General features: G+C 31.9%; 14 protein-coding genes. 4 read left to right on the top strand and 10 right to left on the bottom strand.

What is annotated here, in order from left to right; all coding sequences use genetic code 11:
* Positions 1–16 precede the first annotated feature (16 nt).
* A complete protein-coding gene (locus AC1MPL_RS03095; protein WP_479764155.1) occupies positions 17–1,612 on the bottom strand; it encodes a TerC family protein in 1,596 nt (531 codons plus the stop codon).
* A 380-nt stretch (positions 1,613–1,992) separates the two neighbouring features.
* On the opposite strand from AC1MPL_RS03095, the gene AC1MPL_RS03090 reads away from it, so the two are divergent.
* Positions 1,993–2,583 (top strand): LOG family protein, encoded by a 591-nt coding sequence (locus AC1MPL_RS03090; protein ID WP_479764153.1) that lies wholly within the window; start codon positions 1,993–1,995, stop codon positions 2,581–2,583.
* 51 nt (positions 2,584–2,634) lie between these two features.
* Here the strand turns inward: AC1MPL_RS03090 and guaA are convergent, their stop codons facing one another.
* Positions 2,635–4,203, bottom strand: a complete 1,569-nt coding sequence (gene guaA, locus AC1MPL_RS03085; protein WP_479764151.1) for a glutamine-hydrolyzing GMP synthase — start codon at positions 4,201–4,203, stop codon at positions 2,635–2,637.
* Positions 4,204–4,456: 253 nt separating this feature from the next.
* Here guaA and AC1MPL_RS03080 point away from each other — a divergent pair, with 253 nt between their 5' ends.
* Together AC1MPL_RS03080 and AC1MPL_RS03075 are read left to right on the top strand one after the other, a co-directional pair.
* Positions 4,457–5,113 carry an exopolysaccharide biosynthesis polyprenyl glycosylphosphotransferase gene (locus AC1MPL_RS03080; protein WP_479764149.1) on the top strand — a complete coding sequence of 219 codons (657 nt, stop codon included), beginning with the start codon at positions 4,457–4,459 and terminating at the stop codon, positions 5,111–5,113.
* Positions 5,114–5,149: 36 nt separating this feature from the next.
* The gene (locus AC1MPL_RS03075; protein WP_479764147.1) at positions 5,150–6,562 is read left to right on the top strand and encodes a mannose-1-phosphate guanylyltransferase/mannose-6-phosphate isomerase; all 1,413 of its coding nucleotides are present in this window, start codon (positions 5,150–5,152) and stop codon (positions 6,560–6,562) included.
* 59 nt (positions 6,563–6,621) lie between these two features.
* Here AC1MPL_RS03075 and AC1MPL_RS03070 read toward each other — a convergent pair whose 3' ends face one another.
* The 7 genes from AC1MPL_RS03070 to AC1MPL_RS03040 all read right to left on the bottom strand — a co-directional run bounded on the left by AC1MPL_RS03070 (position 6,622) and on the right by AC1MPL_RS03040 (position 13,572).
* Positions 6,622–7,773 carry a glycosyltransferase family 4 protein gene (locus tag AC1MPL_RS03070; RefSeq protein WP_479764145.1) on the bottom strand — a complete coding sequence of 384 codons (1,152 nt, stop codon included), beginning with the start codon at positions 7,771–7,773 and terminating at the stop codon, positions 6,622–6,624.
* 23 nt (positions 7,774–7,796) lie between these two features.
* A complete protein-coding gene (locus AC1MPL_RS03065; RefSeq protein WP_479764143.1) occupies positions 7,797–8,837 on the bottom strand; it encodes a glycosyltransferase family 4 protein in 1,041 nt (346 codons plus the stop codon).
* A gap of 47 nt (positions 8,838–8,884) precedes the next feature.
* Positions 8,885–9,616: a glycosyltransferase family 32 protein gene (locus AC1MPL_RS03060; RefSeq protein WP_479764141.1), complete on the bottom strand. Its 732-nt coding sequence runs from the start codon at positions 9,614–9,616 to the stop codon at positions 8,885–8,887.
* A 1-nt stretch (position 9,617) separates the two neighbouring features.
* The gene (locus AC1MPL_RS03055; RefSeq protein WP_479764139.1) at positions 9,618–10,748 is read right to left on the bottom strand and encodes a hypothetical protein; all 1,131 of its coding nucleotides are present in this window, start codon (positions 10,746–10,748) and stop codon (positions 9,618–9,620) included.
* Between the two features lie 18 nt (positions 10,749–10,766).
* Complete coding sequence (locus AC1MPL_RS03050) at positions 10,767–11,933, bottom strand: glycosyltransferase family 4 protein (RefSeq protein WP_479764137.1); 1,167 nt, start codon at positions 11,931–11,933, stop codon at positions 10,767–10,769.
* Positions 11,933–12,697, bottom strand: a complete 765-nt coding sequence (locus tag AC1MPL_RS03045) for a hypothetical protein (RefSeq protein WP_479764135.1) — start codon at positions 12,695–12,697, stop codon at positions 11,933–11,935. Before AC1MPL_RS03045 ends, AC1MPL_RS03050 begins: the two co-directional genes overlap by 1 nt.
* A gap of 194 nt (positions 12,698–12,891) precedes the next feature.
* Positions 12,892–13,572, bottom strand: a complete 681-nt coding sequence (locus tag AC1MPL_RS03040; protein WP_479764133.1) for a glycosyltransferase — start codon at positions 13,570–13,572, stop codon at positions 12,892–12,894.
* Between the two features lie 214 nt (positions 13,573–13,786).
* On the opposite strand from AC1MPL_RS03040, the gene AC1MPL_RS03035 reads away from it, so the two are divergent.
* The gene (locus tag AC1MPL_RS03035; protein WP_479764131.1) at positions 13,787–15,028 is read left to right on the top strand and encodes a flippase; all 1,242 of its coding nucleotides are present in this window, start codon (positions 13,787–13,789) and stop codon (positions 15,026–15,028) included.
* 84 nt (positions 15,029–15,112) lie between these two features.
* On the opposite strand, the gene rfbC is transcribed toward AC1MPL_RS03035, so the two are convergent.
* Positions 15,113–15,688: a dTDP-4-dehydrorhamnose 3,5-epimerase gene (rfbC, locus tag AC1MPL_RS03030; protein WP_479764130.1), complete on the bottom strand. Its 576-nt coding sequence runs from the start codon at positions 15,686–15,688 to the stop codon at positions 15,113–15,115.
* Between the last annotated feature and the right edge of the window lie 19 nt (positions 15,689–15,707).

Below are 15,707 nucleotides of genomic sequence, written 5' to 3'. Positions count from 1 at the left end.
TGCTTTTGCAAACTCACTAGCTTTGTTGCGAGTCTTGCTCTTCTATTGACACAATATGAACTTTTTCAATTTTATGCCCATCCATGGTAATAATTTCAAACTGATACCCATCAGCTTTCACAACATCACCATTTTCAGGTAAACGACCTAAGTGCAATAGCAGATAACCTGACAATGTCGAGTATTCCTCACTCTCATCAACTAAGTCTTTACCTAATAATAAAGATAAGTGGCGAATATCTGTAGATCCCTCTAACAACAGTGAACCATCATCAAGGCTTTCTGCAACTGCTTCCATTTCATCTTCATCTGGAAATTCACCTGCAATTGCTTCTAAGATATCAATTGGCGTTACCAAGCCTTCAATTGAACCATATTCATTTAACACAATTGCCATTTGTAATGGTGCTTGACGTAACTGTTCCATAACCATAAGTACATGCGCATTTTCATGAACAATCATTGGCTCACGTAAGCTTTTTTCTACATGTAGCTGTTTAGTATCTACATATTCATTTAAAAGCTTATGTGCTGAAGCAATGCCAGCCAAGTTGTCTAACTCACCATGTGCAAAAATCACCCTTGAGTGCGTCATTTGCATTAAACGCTCTTGTAGTTCTTTGGGTGTATTGTCTAGGTCAATCCAATCAATATCTGGGCGTGGTGTCATTACAGATTTTACAGGTCGCTCAGACAAACCTAAAACACCCTGCACCATCACACTATGATAAGTACTGTTTTCACCATCAAATATTTCATCAGCCAATGCTCTTGTTGCGAGTACATCACTTTCCGAGTCCATAGCTTCAGTAGAACCATTATTTTTTGATTTACCACCAAGCATACGCATAACAGCAGAAGCTGTTTTATAACGTAAATCTGTTGTGGTAACGAGCTTTTCTTGATTACGACGAGTGGTTTGGTTTAAAAATTCAATCATTACAGAGAATCCAATCGCTGCGTATAGATAACCTTTTGGAATATGAAACCCAAAACCTTCTACAACAAGCGAGAAACCAATCATCATTAAAAAGCCAAGACACAACATTACAACCGTTGGATGACGATTAATAAAGTCCATTAATGGCTTAGAAGCCCACATCATAATACCGACTGCAATTACAACCGCAACCATCATGACGGGCAAATGCTTTACCATACCAACAGCAGTAATCACGCTATCTAATGAAAATACAGCATCTAAAACAACTATTTGCGCAATCACTACCCAAAATGCAGCATGAACAGGGTTATCTTCTTTGACTTGCATCTTGCCTTCAAGGCGTTCATGCAATTCCATAGTTCCTTTAAACAGCAGAAATACCCCACCAAATAATAAAATGAGATCTCGCCCAGCAAAAGATTGCCCAAAAATTGTAAATAATGGCTGTGTAAGCGTAACCACCCATGCGATAGAGGCAAGCAAGATCATTCGCATGCCGAGTGCAAGCGTTAGCCCAAGTAGACGTGCTTTACTACGTTGTTCTGGCGGTAACTTCTCCGCCAAAATTGCAATAAAAACAAGATTGTCAATTCCAAGTACAATTTCAAGGACAACAAGAGTTGCAAGACCCACCCATGCAGAAGGATCAGATATCCATTCAAATATCATTGACCATACTCCTGCATTAAGTCTATTTTATTGTATTGATTAAAATAAGAAAAAATAAAGCACTGTAAATATATAGGCTTTTTAAATTGTGGCGAAAGTTTTATCGAGCGTCGACAACCCATATTCATAAAAATGTTGTTAAACAGGTATTCAGTATAGGAAAGATTTTTATTAAATTCACTAAATTTTCTGACTTTTTACGATTTAACGATGATGGCATCTGTAAGTTTTAATCAGACCATCAAATAATCTTATTTTTTATATCTTACTTTATTTTTGTCACATTCATGTCGTTTTAATCAAAGATGATAAAAGATACTTGTATCTTATGAAATAAGCATGTTAAAGAGGATATATTGTCTAATATGGTGAAAAGTAGAATGAATAAAGTAGAACAAAAAACAACCCAAACTTTGATCGCTTTATACTGTGGCTCTCGTGCTGGAAACAAGCCTATTTATCTACAAAGTGCCATTGAGCTAGCTGAGGGACTTGCTCAACATCATTTTGGTTTAGTCTACGGTGGCGCAAGTATCGGATTAATGGGGCAAGTAGCAGATACCTTCGTTGAATATGGGGCTGAAACTGTTGGTGTTATTCCAGAATTTATGTTGGATTATGAAGTTGCCCATCACGAGCTGACAGAGTTACATGTTGTAGAAACAATGCATGAACGCAAAGCAATGATGGCAAATCGTGCAAGCGCATTTATTGCTCTTCCCGGCGGACTTGGTACTTTTGAAGAAATTTTAGAAGTTGCAACATGGGGGCAACTTGAACAGCATCAAAAACCGATGATTCTTTATAATGTTAATGGCTACTACGATGCGCTTATCTCTCAGCTTGACCATGCAGTCAAAGAAGGTTTCCTACCCCCTCAGCACCGTGCAAAACTCATTGTGTGCCAAGAATTGAATGAAATATATACGGCACTCAATCGATTAGAAGCACCTAAGCATGTTCTACTCTAAAACAAAAAAGCAGAAGTTTAAAACTTCTGCTTTTTTTGACCAAATAGGATTTTATTCCCATTCAATTGTTGCTGGTGGTTTAGAGGAAACATCATAAACCACGCGTGATACATCTTTAATCTCATTCATAATGCGTGTTGAGATTTTATCTACAAGTTCATATGGTAAATGTGCAAAACGCGCTGTCATGAAGTCAACTGTTTCAACAGCACGCAAAGCTATTACCCATGCATAACGGCGACCATCACCAACAACACCAACAGATTTTACAGGTTGGAATACAGCAAATGCTTGTGCTGTTTTGTCATACCAACCACTATTACGTAGCTCTTGCATAAAGATGTCATCTGCTAAACGAAGAATATCAGCATATTCTTTCTTTACTTCGCCAAGAATACGAACACCTAAACCAGGTCCAGGGAATGGGTGGCGATAAATCATGCTATGAGGTAAACCAAGCGTTGTACCCAATTTACGAACTTCATCTTTAAATAAGTCACGCAATGGTTCAACCAAATCAAATGCTAGGTCTTCAGGTAAACCACCTACATTGTGATGTGATTTAATCACATGTGCTTTACCTTGTTTGCTTGCAGCAGATTCAATCACATCAGGATAAATTGTCCCTTGCGCTAAATATTTTACGCCATCAAGCTTACGCGCTTCTTCTGCAAATACTTCAATGAATTCACGGCCAATTATCTTACGTTTTGCCTCAGGATCAACTTCACCTGCCAAAGCAGTAAGGAAACGTTCTTCAGCATCTGCACGAATAACACGAATACCCATGTTTTCTGCAAACATTTGCATTACTTGCTCGCCTTCATTTAAACGAAGTAATCCATTATCTACAAATACACATGTAAGCTGATCACCAATGGCTTTATGAAGTAATGCAGCAACTACAGACGAGTCAACACCACCAGATAAACCAAGAAGAACTTTTTCACTACCAATTTGCTCACGCAATTGCTCTATACGTAAGTCAATAATGTGCTCTGAAGTCCAAAGGCTACGGCAACCACAAATTTTGTGCACAAAATTTGAAAGAATTTCTTTGCCTTTAGAAGTATGTGTTACTTCTGGGTGGAATTGGATTCCATAAAAACGACGTGCTTCATCACTTACCATTGCAAAAGGGCAGCTTGGCGTGCTTGCAGTTACTGCAAATCCTTCAGGAATTTTACTGACTTTATCGCCGTGACTCATCCAAACATGGAGTTGGTTCTCATTATCTTGTAAGTCACCAATAAGCTGGTCACGCACTAAAATATCTACTTCAGCATAACCAAACTCATGGACAGTACCAGCCTCAACCTTACCGCCTAACTGCTCTGACATTGTTTGTAAACCATAGCAAATACCGAGTACAGGTACACCAAGCTTAAATACAATTTCAGGTGCGCGCGGACTGCCTGCTTCATGTACACTTTCAGGTCCACCCGATAAAATAATACCATTTGGATTGAACGCACGAATGTCTTCTTCAGACATGTCAAAAGCATACATTTCAGAATAAACACCAGCATCACGTACACGACGTGCGATAAGCTGACTATATTGTGAGCCGAAGTCTAATATAAGAATACGGTCTTCGGTAATTTGAGTATTGGTCGTCATGAGATTCAACTATAGAATGCTAAAGAAGAAAGATAGCGAATAATTGTAGCATTTTTCAGGTGGTGAGTATATGTATATGTAAATCATCTTTTTAAACGAAGATATACTTTTCTCTTGCCACAAAAGTATAGAATAAGGTATTTTTAATTAAATAATTCTGTTACTTTTACTAGTAACTATTAAAGTATCTCAATAACTCAGTTTAAGCCTTGCTTAAATTCAATTTATGAAAATTTCGGTATTCGTTTAAAGTATGATAATAGATACTCATAGCCCCTCTGATACGGCAAGAAATAATTTAAGATCGCCTTTTATAGGTTTAAATAAAGTTATAAAAAGAGCAGAAGATATTTCTATTTCACTTATTATTATTTTGCTCATTTCTCCACTTCTTATCATTATTGCAATTGCAATTAAAATGACATCATCAGGCCCTATATTATTTAAACAAAATCGCCATGGGTTGAATGGAAAAATTATTCAAGTCTGGAAATTTCGTAGCATGTCAGTTATGGAAAATGGCGGTACTGTGACTCAAGCAACTAAAAATGATAAACGTGTTACCAAGGTCGGTGGCTTTCTCCGTAAAACATCTTTAGATGAACTCCCTCAGTTTTTTAATGTTCTATTTGGAACAATGTCTATTGTTGGTCCAAGACCACATGCCATTAGCCATAACGAATATTACGAAACACGCATACCAAACTATATGTTACGCCACGTGGTAAAACCTGGTATTACAGGTTTAGCACAAATGAAAGGCTGGCGTGGGGAAACGGATACTTTAGATAAAATGCAACAGCGCGTAAATTGTGATCTTGAGTATATTCAAAGTTGGAGTTTATGGTTAGATATCAAATTAATTTTTCTTACCATTCTCCGTGGCTTTATACAAAAAACAGCGTACTAATGAAAACTTATTTTTAATCAATGGAAATATAAATCAATGACTGCAAAAATAGTTCCTGTAATAATGGCTGGCGGTAGTGGAACACGACTTTGGCCTCTATCTAGAGCGCAACACCCTAAACAATTTCTTAAACTTTCACCAGATGGCTATACGCTTCTCCAATCTACTTTGCTTCGGCTAAAAAACTTATCTTGCGAAGAGCCTATTCTTATTTGTAATGAAGAACACCGCTTTCTTGCAGCAGAACAAATGCGTGAAATTGGCGTATCTGCAAAAATTATTTTAGAGCCTGAAGGTAAAAATACTGCCCCTGCTGTTGCTTTGGCTGCTGCATATCAAAGTCATAAAAATAAGGAGAGTATTTTACTTGTACTCGCTGCCGATCATGTCATTCAAAATCAATCTGCATTTGAAACTGGCATTCACCAAGCATTAGAACTTGCTAACAATAATAAACTGGTTACTTTTGGTATTGTCCCTACACATGCAGAAACTGGTTATGGCTATATCGAAAAAGGTAATGAAATACTTTCTGGGTATAGTGTTAAAAAATTTGTTGAAAAGCCTAAATTAGAAACAGCAGAAGAATATTTAAAAAGTAACTTATTCTTATGGAATAGTGGAATGTTCATGTTTAAAACTGACATATTCCTAGAACAATTAAATCAACATGCACATGATATTTATGACGTATGTACAAGAAGTATAAAAGATACAACCTTAGACCTCGATTTTATACGAATTAATGCAGAAATTTTTAGTACATGTCGCTCAGACTCTATTGACTATGCTGTTATGGAAAAAACACAAGATGCTGTTGTCATTCCTTTAGATGCTGCTTGGAGCGATGTCGGTTCTTGGTCAGCTTTATGGGATATACAAAATAAAGATGAGCATGGCAATGTCTTGCATGGTGATGTGATTAGTATAGACAGTAAAAATAGCTACTGTCATAGCAACAATAAACTTGTTAGTTTACTTGGTGTCGAGAATATTATTGTTATCGAAACTAAAGATGCCGTATTGGTTGCAGATAAATCTAAAGTACAAGACATTAAGAAAATTGTTGAATCCTTAAAAAAGGATAATCGAACCGAACACTTTAACCATCGTGAAGTATATCGCCCTTGGGGTAAGTACGACAGTATCGATCATTCATCTCGTTACCAAGTGAAAAGAATCACAGTTAAACCAGGCGAAAAACTTTCAATTCAAATGCATCATCATCGCTCTGAGCATTGGATTGTAGTTAGCGGTACAGCAAAAATTCATAAGGGCAAAGAAAGCTTCTTACTCACCGAAAATCAATCGACTTATATTCCACTTGGTGAAATACACGCACTTGAAAATCCAGGTAAGTTACCTTTAGAACTTATAGAAGTGCAATCAGGTTCTTATCTTGGCGAAGATGATATTGTTCGTTTTGAAGATATTTATGGACGTTGCTAAGAAATAGTGATGTAAAAGATCAGGCCTATCTTATAAGTAGAAGTAGGCCTGAGTTATATTTATCGAATCTCTAAAGATTGTGCCTTCTGCTCCCACTTATCAGATACATATAACTCTAGTTCTGATTTAAAACGCTCGGTAGAGAATGTCAGTGCGTTTTTTCTACATGCTTCAGGTAAGAAAATACTTTGATTAGCTTCAAACTCTTTCACAGCATCAATAATATCTTTAACTGTTTGTTGTTTAAAGAATAGACCCGTTGGTTGCTCACTTTTTAAAGATTTAACAGTTTCTAGTGTGCCACCTTTTCCAAAAGCAATAATTGGTGTACCACATGCTTGAGCTTCTACAGGCGTTATTCCAAAATCTTCTTCAGCTGCAAAAACAAAACATTTTGCCTTTTGCATACAATCCAACATCACTTCATTAGATTGATACCCCAAGATTTCTATATTTCCTTTTGCCTTGGATTTAATTTTCTCCATATCTGGGCCATCCCCAATAACAACCAGCTTCTTATCTGGCATATGGCTAAATGCTTCAACAATTAAGTCTATTTTTTTGTATGGTACTAATCTAGATGCAGTGAAGTAAAAATCTTCTTTCTGTTCAAACAATTGAAACCTATCTGTTTCTACAGGAGGATAAATAACATCGGCTTCACGCCCATATACCTTATTTACTCTACGTGCAATAAACTTAGAATTTGCAACAAAATGATCTACCCCATGAACAGTTCTATAGTCCCATAAGCGAATTTTATGGAGCAACCAACGTACAATAAATGCTTTTAATCCTTTATCCAAACCAGATTCTTTTAAATACTGATGCTGTAGGTCCCAAGCATAACGAATGGGTGAATGAATATAACTAATATGAAGTTGATCAGGCCCAGTAAGTACTCCCTTTGCAACAGCATGACTACTAGATAAAACTACATCATAAGCCGATACATCAAGTTGCTCTATTGCTAAAGGCATTAATGGTAAATAATTTCGATATCTTTTTTCTGCTTGAGGTAACTTTTGAATAAATGTTGTATGTGCTTTTTTATTAAGAAAGTGAGTTCGAGATTCATCACTTAAAAAATCAATAACAGAGAATAGTTCAGATTTTGGAAAAACCTTAAGCATCTCACTAATTACTTTTTCTGCACCTGCATACGTGACTAACCAATCACATACAACAGCTATATTAAAATCTTGTTTCATTATCAGCTCTATAAATATTGCACTTAAAACGTATTATGATCATAAGAGTTAATTAATTCATTTAACTTAGTAGCCGATTTAATCCAAGAAAATCGTTCTACATTTACCAAGCCTTTTGTAATAAGCTTATTTCTTATATCAGAATTTGAAGAAACTGATTCAATTTTATTTCTTATATCCTCAACATTCAAAGGATCAAAATAAATAGTACTTTCCCCAAGAACATCAGGTAGAGAAGCCGCATTTGAGGAAATAACTGGACAGCCACAGCTCTGAGCTTCTAAAGGCGGAATACCAAACCCTTCATAAAGAGAAGGAAAAATAAAAAACTCGGCATTTTGGTATAAATCAATCAACTCCTCATCAGTAACTCTACCTACAAATTCTATCTTATCTTTATTTATATTTTTATTCATCATAGGAGAACGATCATTAAAAACGCCTGAAGCTGAACCTATAATTTTTATTTTAAAATCAATATTTGCATCATTATATGCCTCTATCATCCGATAAAAATTTTTATGGTAATTGGGAGATGATACAGCTAATGCAAATTTATCTTTCTCAACATTATTTTTTTTATCATCTTTTGGTGTAAAACTTTCATTTACAGCATTTGTAATTACATGAATCTTTTGGGGAGAAATTTTATAAAACTCAGAAATATCTTTTTTTGAAAAATTACTAACCGTAATCACTGCATGACTAGTTTTTAGAAATAATGGTGCAAAATTCCTATAAAATAAACGAAATTTCCATGAGTAGCTTTGAGGAAATCGAATATAAGTAATGTCATGATGCGTAGAAATTTTATTTTTATAAAATATTGGTGCTGAATTACATAAATTGACTAATAAAGGAGAGCCTAGAGATTTCAGATATTTAGGTAGAGTTACTTGCTCCCAATAATGTCCACTTCCACCCGATACCTCTAAAATATGAACTTTATCAATAACAGAACGATCTAAAATACGCGCCTTACTTGGCACCAATACAGTAATATCAGTTCTCAACTGATTTAGGTTTTTCACAAGCTCAAAGGCAAAGCGCTGAACACCTGTCATTGGTTGTTCTAAGAATCTTCCATTAATGTAGATCATATTTTCACCGACTAATTTTTCTGACTATCTAACTTATACTTTTCATAAAATGGAGATATTTTTAATGCCTTGTAACATAATAGTTTTCTATATAAATATAGTCCTATTACAGAAAAAATAATCTCTTTAATTTTACGAAACCTAACCTCTCTCCATGTATTCGTAAAGTGATGAATTGTATAGTTATTTCTCTTTAAAAAAGAAGGCTGTTCAAATTGGTCTTTCTGCAAAATTTTAATATTACCTAATAATTGCTCCTGACCATTTAATTTAAATCCATTAACATTATCAATAAAATAGGTTGTCATTAAATCATTATTAGGTGCATTTAAGTTTATTGTATCTGTTAGATAATGGTTCAATAAATCATAAATAATATGATTATTTTTTTCTGCACAAATTACAGCAGTTCCTAAATTACAATCAAACATAAACCCTATAGTAAAGCTATATTTCAGCAAATCATCAAAAGGTTTAACTATTTCTATATCTGTATCTAAGTATATTCCACCATATTCATATAAAATATCTAATCTTGCAAAATCTGATAAATGTGCCCATTTTTTGTTTTCATAACAATGACGAACATATTCATTTTTATATACATCATAGTTATCTTCATTCCATTCGATAATTTCATATCCATTCTTTTTTAGCTTTTCAAATGTAGCTAAACAAGATTTAATTTTACTATTTTTGGGATTTCTACCAAACCAGAAATAATGTATTTTTTTTGGAACCATGCTATTCCCCAAGATATTTTTTGTAAGTAAATAAGAAATAATAGGTTAATATTACAAAATTATCTATTGTATAAACTCCTACAGTAGCAGAAATTATAGTCAATATAATTACATCAAAGGATTTTAATCCCAACCACCAAAATGAAAATATTAATAAAATAAATCCGACTAAACCAAAATTAATAAATATCCCATTTAGTCCTGTAAGTGGATATAACTGACTATCTGCTAAATCTGAAATTAGGTTATTGCTTGTAATATACTCACAATCTTCAATATTACTACAACCTAAAATAAAATCTGATTCTTTCATTTTAGGAATTAAATATGAAGATGACAACCTATGGGATACTGATTGATTAATAATTGCAAAATGATTTTCATTTACGTCTAGTCGGCTAGCTAAAAATATAAAAATAATACTTAGAGTTATTATAGTAATAAATACAGGTATTCTATCAATAATTCTCCTTAAAGGAAGCATCAAGAATATCACTAAATTTGTAAATGAAACTTTTGATAAACTAAAAATATAAGCAGAGCTATGTAAAAAATTTTCTTTTAATGTAGCCTTTTCACGAGAGTAAATAATTAATGCCATTACTATCACCAAAGAAGCAAAAAAACCTGCCTCACGTGACAACCCCCCCATACGAGGTAAAAACAATACTTCATATTGGTTTACAAATCCAGGGGTTGCTAATTTAGTACCCCAAATAGCCATACTCAGATTATAGCCAGCTATACTAGAAGAGAAGGCAGGGTTAAACCAAAAAAATATAAACTGCGTAAAACAAAAACCACAAGAAATGTAAAAAGCTATTTTAAGTTTAGGATATATCTCTCTATCCATAATACACAAATAACTAACACCTATAAACAAAGCCAATATTTTAAATGCATCAGAAAAATCAAGTTTTATTATACATATGATTAACCAAAGAATTAATACAATAATAACTTTCTTAGATAGATAACTTAATCTTCTAATAAATAAAAAGTCAAAGGGAATTAAAAAAAACCATAGGTAAAATGTAATACCACCAACATATGGATTTATCACAGTAGCAATTAAAGAAATACATACCAGTAGTCTATTTAACCCTCCAATATCCTTATTTAAAATACTCATATATCTAGTCTCATAAGATTAAGTAAAATATTTTTTAGATTTTTTTGAAATTTCATCAATTTTATTAACTATGCCAATAGATTGACGTTCTAGTAGCAATGTATCATTAATCATATTTTGAATATCTTTAGCAAAATCTTTTCTACTAGAGACTTTTACATTTTCTCTTAAATATTCTAAGCCGTCTATAGATTCCGAGGTACATATAATTGGCATACCATAAGATGCAGCTTCCAATATTTTAATTTTTATTCCAGACCCCAAAATAACTGGAGATAAAAATATTCTATTAACCATAAATTGATTAGTTAATTCTTCATTGCTGACCTTACCTAAAAAATTAATATTCTTAGGTATATTATAATCTGTTTTAAGATCACTACTATTTATTCCACAAATATTAATTATAATTTCAGGATCAACATCATATAAACAATTCGACAGCTCCCTTATTATCCAAAATACAGCTTCTTTATTTGGATAATGGTTTGCTGAACCTAAAAATAGAATAGACTTATTTGTATTTTTTAAATTCCATTTAGTTTTTTGTAATTTTATATATTCTAGGTAAAGTTTTGATTTACCATACTTTGATAATTCAGACATATCTTTATCAGAAATAAAAATATTTTCTATAGAGTGACGAAGTATTTTTTTTTCAAAAAAATACATTTTTAAAGCATTAATTAAATGATAAGGGATTAATAATTTATTGCTATATTTTATAGCATCAAAAACAAGTCTACTTTCAATATTATGAGATATATAAATATATTTTATTTTTATATATTTAGGAATATTACCACATGAATCTATATTATCAAAAACAAATAAAGCATCTTTATTTTTTTTATAAATATTAATAATAGCATCCTCTATTTCTTTAGAAGATCCCATATATATATTTCTCGGCAATAATGAAAAAAATATTTGAAAAACACTAACAAATATATTTTTAAGGCTAAAAAAATTAATTTTAGGTAATCTTCTACTATACACTTTAAAATCTAAGTTTTGTGGATAATTCATAATATCTAGCTCATTATAATCACCATTCATATCCATAAAAAATGCTTTAACATTATTATATTCTTTACATAACTGACATAGATGATTATAACTAGCTAATCTTCCACCAGATTTCCCATTATATGGTACACATCCAGATATATAGTAAACTTCCATTACCTAAACACCTTTTTTATTAAATTTATTAACTTAATATCATTAACATCATATAAAAAACCACCCCTTTTCAAAATATTAGCAGATAATGCTTTCTCATTTAGAATACTTTTTAACTTTGCCATCTTATATTCCGAGCTCACATTATTTGCATTATACCAACCATCATTATTAGTAGGATACAACCAATTATTTATATGTGTAGCTAGATTCTTATCAAAATTATCTGTAAAACATATTCCTGTATCATCAGAACAATTAATAACATAGTCTCTCATACTATCTTTAATAAAATCTAATTTCATATCTCCTTTAAAAATATAATCACTATTCATAATAAATAAGTAACTACTAATCCATCCATTCATTTCAACATTTAAAAATTTAAATTTATGATCAAAACTATTCTGATCACCACAAATACCATTTTTTTTACTCTTTATAAATTTATTAAATCCAAAAGAAAATTTAAATTTTTGATAAATACCCCATTTTCTATGGTGACAGAAAGTATCATTAGCAAATATTAAGTAATCTGCATTTATACTATTATTTTTTAAGAACTCAACTGCCGAGTCCCATCCAGAGAATTCATAAGATGAATTATTTCCTTGTATTGTATTTTCAATATAGATATTGGAATTATTATTAACAATAATTACATTAAACCCACCATCTCCTACACGTTTAGAAAAAGACTGAAGCTCTTGAATAGCATTTTTATAGTATCTGCTGCTATAGACTAATAAGACATAATAAATCATTAAAAAACAACTCTATTAGATTTAATCATTGGAATTTACATCGACTATTTTTGATATTTAGAAATGAGAGCAGAATTGAGAAGATAAATTATACTACTAGATTTATTGTTAAGTAGTGGATCAAAATATCTAATCATAGACTCATAATAATCTTATATAACATTTTAAATTCATAAGTATACAATAACTATTAACTACTTTCTAAAGACTATTGTTGATAGCTTTAAAAATACTTTATTTTTCAAAATATAATTTATGAAGCTAAATGGTGTTACGACAAATCTAGTACACGTTGTGAAAAAAAACTGTGTTCTTTTTCGTCTTTTTTGAATATCTATATAACGATCTCTGCTTTCAAAGAATTTTTTATCTATGTTTCCTTTACTCTTATGATATAGATGAAAGTCTACTACATAGCTTTTTAAACCTAAATAGTTAGCATTCTGACATAGGTCAAGCCCATATAGATGAAAGCCTTCAAGATTTATAGAACACCCAAAATTATGTTTAGTATTTATAATAATAAAATTTTCATCTACACTCATAACCTCTGAGGGAAATGGACCTTGTGTTTGGTTTTCACCATGAGGATCTGTTATCTTTATGATTACTTTTCCATATTTAGTGACACCAGCATTACCAATAACCGCCCAATTCGGATCAATTTCCTCTAACTCTTCAATCTTTTGTAACAAATCAGCATATGTATCATACTTAAATACAATATCTTGGTGGCAAAATATTAAATATTTTGACTTACATGCCTTAATTGCATGATTGATACCACTAAACCCATCGAAATCATTACTATTAGTATTATCAATATAATAAAACTGTGACTTACTAAATCCTGCATTTAGCGCACTCTCTACCATTTCTTGATACTCATGGTGCCTCGTCACAAGTGTACAAAGTGATAGCGTTGGTATATCTTCAGGTATATAGTTGTTAATACAATTCATTAGTTATTTTATTCAGCATAAATAATACATCAAATTCTATTGTAATTACCTAGAGACATCAATCATATCTATGATATATTAATAAAAGTACAATATAATTAATGAAAATATACAGTTAGGTTACTACATGAGTGTTATAAAAAAAAATATTTTTGTTTTACTTATAATTCAGATATCTAACTATCTCTTTCCACTTTTAACTATCCCCTACCTTTCAAGAATACTAGGGCCTACAGGTATAGGCGAAATTGCTTTAGCACAATCTATAATCATTTACTTAACCGCTGTAATAGAGTTTGGATTCAATCTTACTGTCACCCGAAAAATTAGTATTGCTAATGCAGAAAAAAATCAATTAGAAATTAATAGATTATTTACAGCAACATTATATGCAAAAATACTATTACTAATTTTAACTGTATTAATATCAATAGTTTTAGTTTTATCTTTCAAGCAGTTAGAATCAGTACATACATTAATATTTATTGGCTACATATCTTTAGTAGGCGCCTCATTAAACCCTATATGGCTTTTTCAAGGTATACAAAAAATGGCTATCTCTTTAATTCCTACAACTATTTGTAAGTTTTTAATACTGGGTTTAATTTTTCTTATTGTAAAATCAAAAGATGATACCATTTACACAATGCTTATTACATCCTCAGGTATTCTAGCATCCGCTTTTATTTCATTATTTTATACATGGAAATATAATTTAGCTCAACTCACAACATTCAAACTTCGAGATGCTATTCATTTAATAAAAGAGTCATCCCATATATTTCTAAGCTATATTGGTTCTAGTATATATACTACGCTAAATACATTTATTATGAGCTTTCTTATACCTATTTATAAGATCGGTATCTATAACTCCGCAGATAAAATTACGTATACAGCACAAACTCTACTTTCCCCAATTCAACAAGCTATTTTTCCTCATTTATCTACCTTTAAAACTAAGTCAGAGTATATTTACAACCTAAAGAAGTACGGCTTAAGATTTGCATTATTCGGTTTATGTATATCAATTGGGTTACTCATTTTTTCTAAACTTATTGTTACAATACTCTTAGGTCAATCGTTCTATGAATCCTATAAAATTCTTATGATTCTCTCTAGCTTACCTACTATTATTTGCTTAGGTATTATCTTTGGACAATGGGGACTTATTACAATTAATGAAGCTAAAGTGCTAGGTAGAGTCTATATTTTTGGTGGGTTATTTCATTTAAGCTATTCGATTATATTAATGATGAAATATGGTATATATGGAGCTGCTATATCTATAGTTGTAACTGAACTAGCAATCACAATAGTACTCGCTTACTTTTTCTTAAGAAAGCTAAAGTCTTGGAATATTACATGATTTAATTATCACATAAAATAAAAAACAGTATAACCACTATTTCATAGATATACTGCTTTTAAGTTATGACATTTTATATAATTGCTAAAAAATACTTTCTTTCTGAATTGCGTCTTTTAAACTCATTGCAACTTCATCTTTTTCACTAACCAAAGGCTTTATGCTCTCATCAATAGGCCATTCGATATTTATGTCTTTATCGTTCCAAACAATTGAACGCTCACATTCTTTAGAATAGTAATTCGTTGTTTTATATAAAAACTGCGTATTATCTTCTAAAGCAATAAATCCATGTGCAAATCCAGCAGGAATCCAGAATTGTTTATGGTTTTCACCTGTAAGCTCGACACCTACCCACTGCCCAAAAGTCGCAGAATCTTTACGAATATCTACAGCAACATCCCAAGCACGACCCTGTACAACCCTTACAAGCTTACCCTGTGCATGTGGATTTAGTTGATAATGTAGACCTCTAAGCACACCTTTTTGTGAATAAGAGTGATTATCTTGAACAAACTGTGGAACGTCCAAGCCACGATCAGTTAAGGCTTTTTCAAATGCTTGTTGATTAAAACTTTCCATAAACCACCCCCGATCATCACCAAAAACACGGGGCTCGAATATCAGTAAATCCTTAATCTTTGTTTCAATAATATTCATAATTCATACTCTTTATTGG

This window comes from Acinetobacter sp. N1-1 (assembly GCF_056711485.1).
The sequence above is the reverse complement of the archived record's forward strand: the minus strand, read 5'-3'. Positions and strand labels throughout refer to the sequence as shown.

Excerpts from the sequence above, each read along its gene's own strand:
- AC1MPL_RS03095 (WP_479764155.1), bottom strand. The coding sequence starts at position 1,612 with ATGATATTTGAATGGATATCTGATCCTTCTGCATGGGTGGGTCTTGCA.
- AC1MPL_RS03090 (WP_479764153.1), top strand. The coding sequence starts at position 1,993 with ATGAATAAAGTAGAACAAAAAACAACCCAAACTTTGATCGCTTTATAC.
- guaA (WP_479764151.1), bottom strand. The coding sequence starts at position 4,203 with ATGACGACCAATACTCAAATTACCGAAGACCGTATTCTTATATTAGAC.
- AC1MPL_RS03080 (WP_479764149.1), top strand. The coding sequence starts at position 4,457 with ATGATAATAGATACTCATAGCCCCTCTGATACGGCAAGAAATAATTTA.
- AC1MPL_RS03075 (WP_479764147.1), top strand. The coding sequence starts at position 5,150 with ATGACTGCAAAAATAGTTCCTGTAATAATGGCTGGCGGTAGTGGAACA.
- AC1MPL_RS03070 (WP_479764145.1), bottom strand. The coding sequence starts at position 7,773 with ATGAAACAAGATTTTAATATAGCTGTTGTATGTGATTGGTTAGTCACG.
- AC1MPL_RS03065 (WP_479764143.1), bottom strand. The coding sequence starts at position 8,837 with ATGACAGGTGTTCAGCGCTTTGCCTTTGAGCTTGTGAAAAACCTAAAT.
- AC1MPL_RS03060 (WP_479764141.1), bottom strand. The coding sequence starts at position 9,616 with ATGGTTCCAAAAAAAATACATTATTTCTGGTTTGGTAGAAATCCCAAA.
- AC1MPL_RS03055 (WP_479764139.1), bottom strand. The coding sequence starts at position 10,748 with ATGAGTATTTTAAATAAGGATATTGGAGGGTTAAATAGACTACTGGTA.
- AC1MPL_RS03050 (WP_479764137.1), bottom strand. The coding sequence starts at position 11,933 with ATGGAAGTTTACTATATATCTGGATGTGTACCATATAATGGGAAATCT.
- AC1MPL_RS03045 (WP_479764135.1), bottom strand. The coding sequence starts at position 12,697 with ATGATTTATTATGTCTTATTAGTCTATAGCAGCAGATACTATAAAAAT.
- AC1MPL_RS03040 (WP_479764133.1), bottom strand. The coding sequence starts at position 13,572 with ATGGTAGAGAGTGCGCTAAATGCAGGATTTAGTAAGTCACAGTTTTAT.
- AC1MPL_RS03035 (WP_479764131.1), top strand. The coding sequence starts at position 13,787 with ATGAGTGTTATAAAAAAAAATATTTTTGTTTTACTTATAATTCAGATA.
- rfbC (WP_479764130.1), bottom strand. The coding sequence starts at position 15,688 with ATGAATATTATTGAAACAAAGATTAAGGATTTACTGATATTCGAGCCC.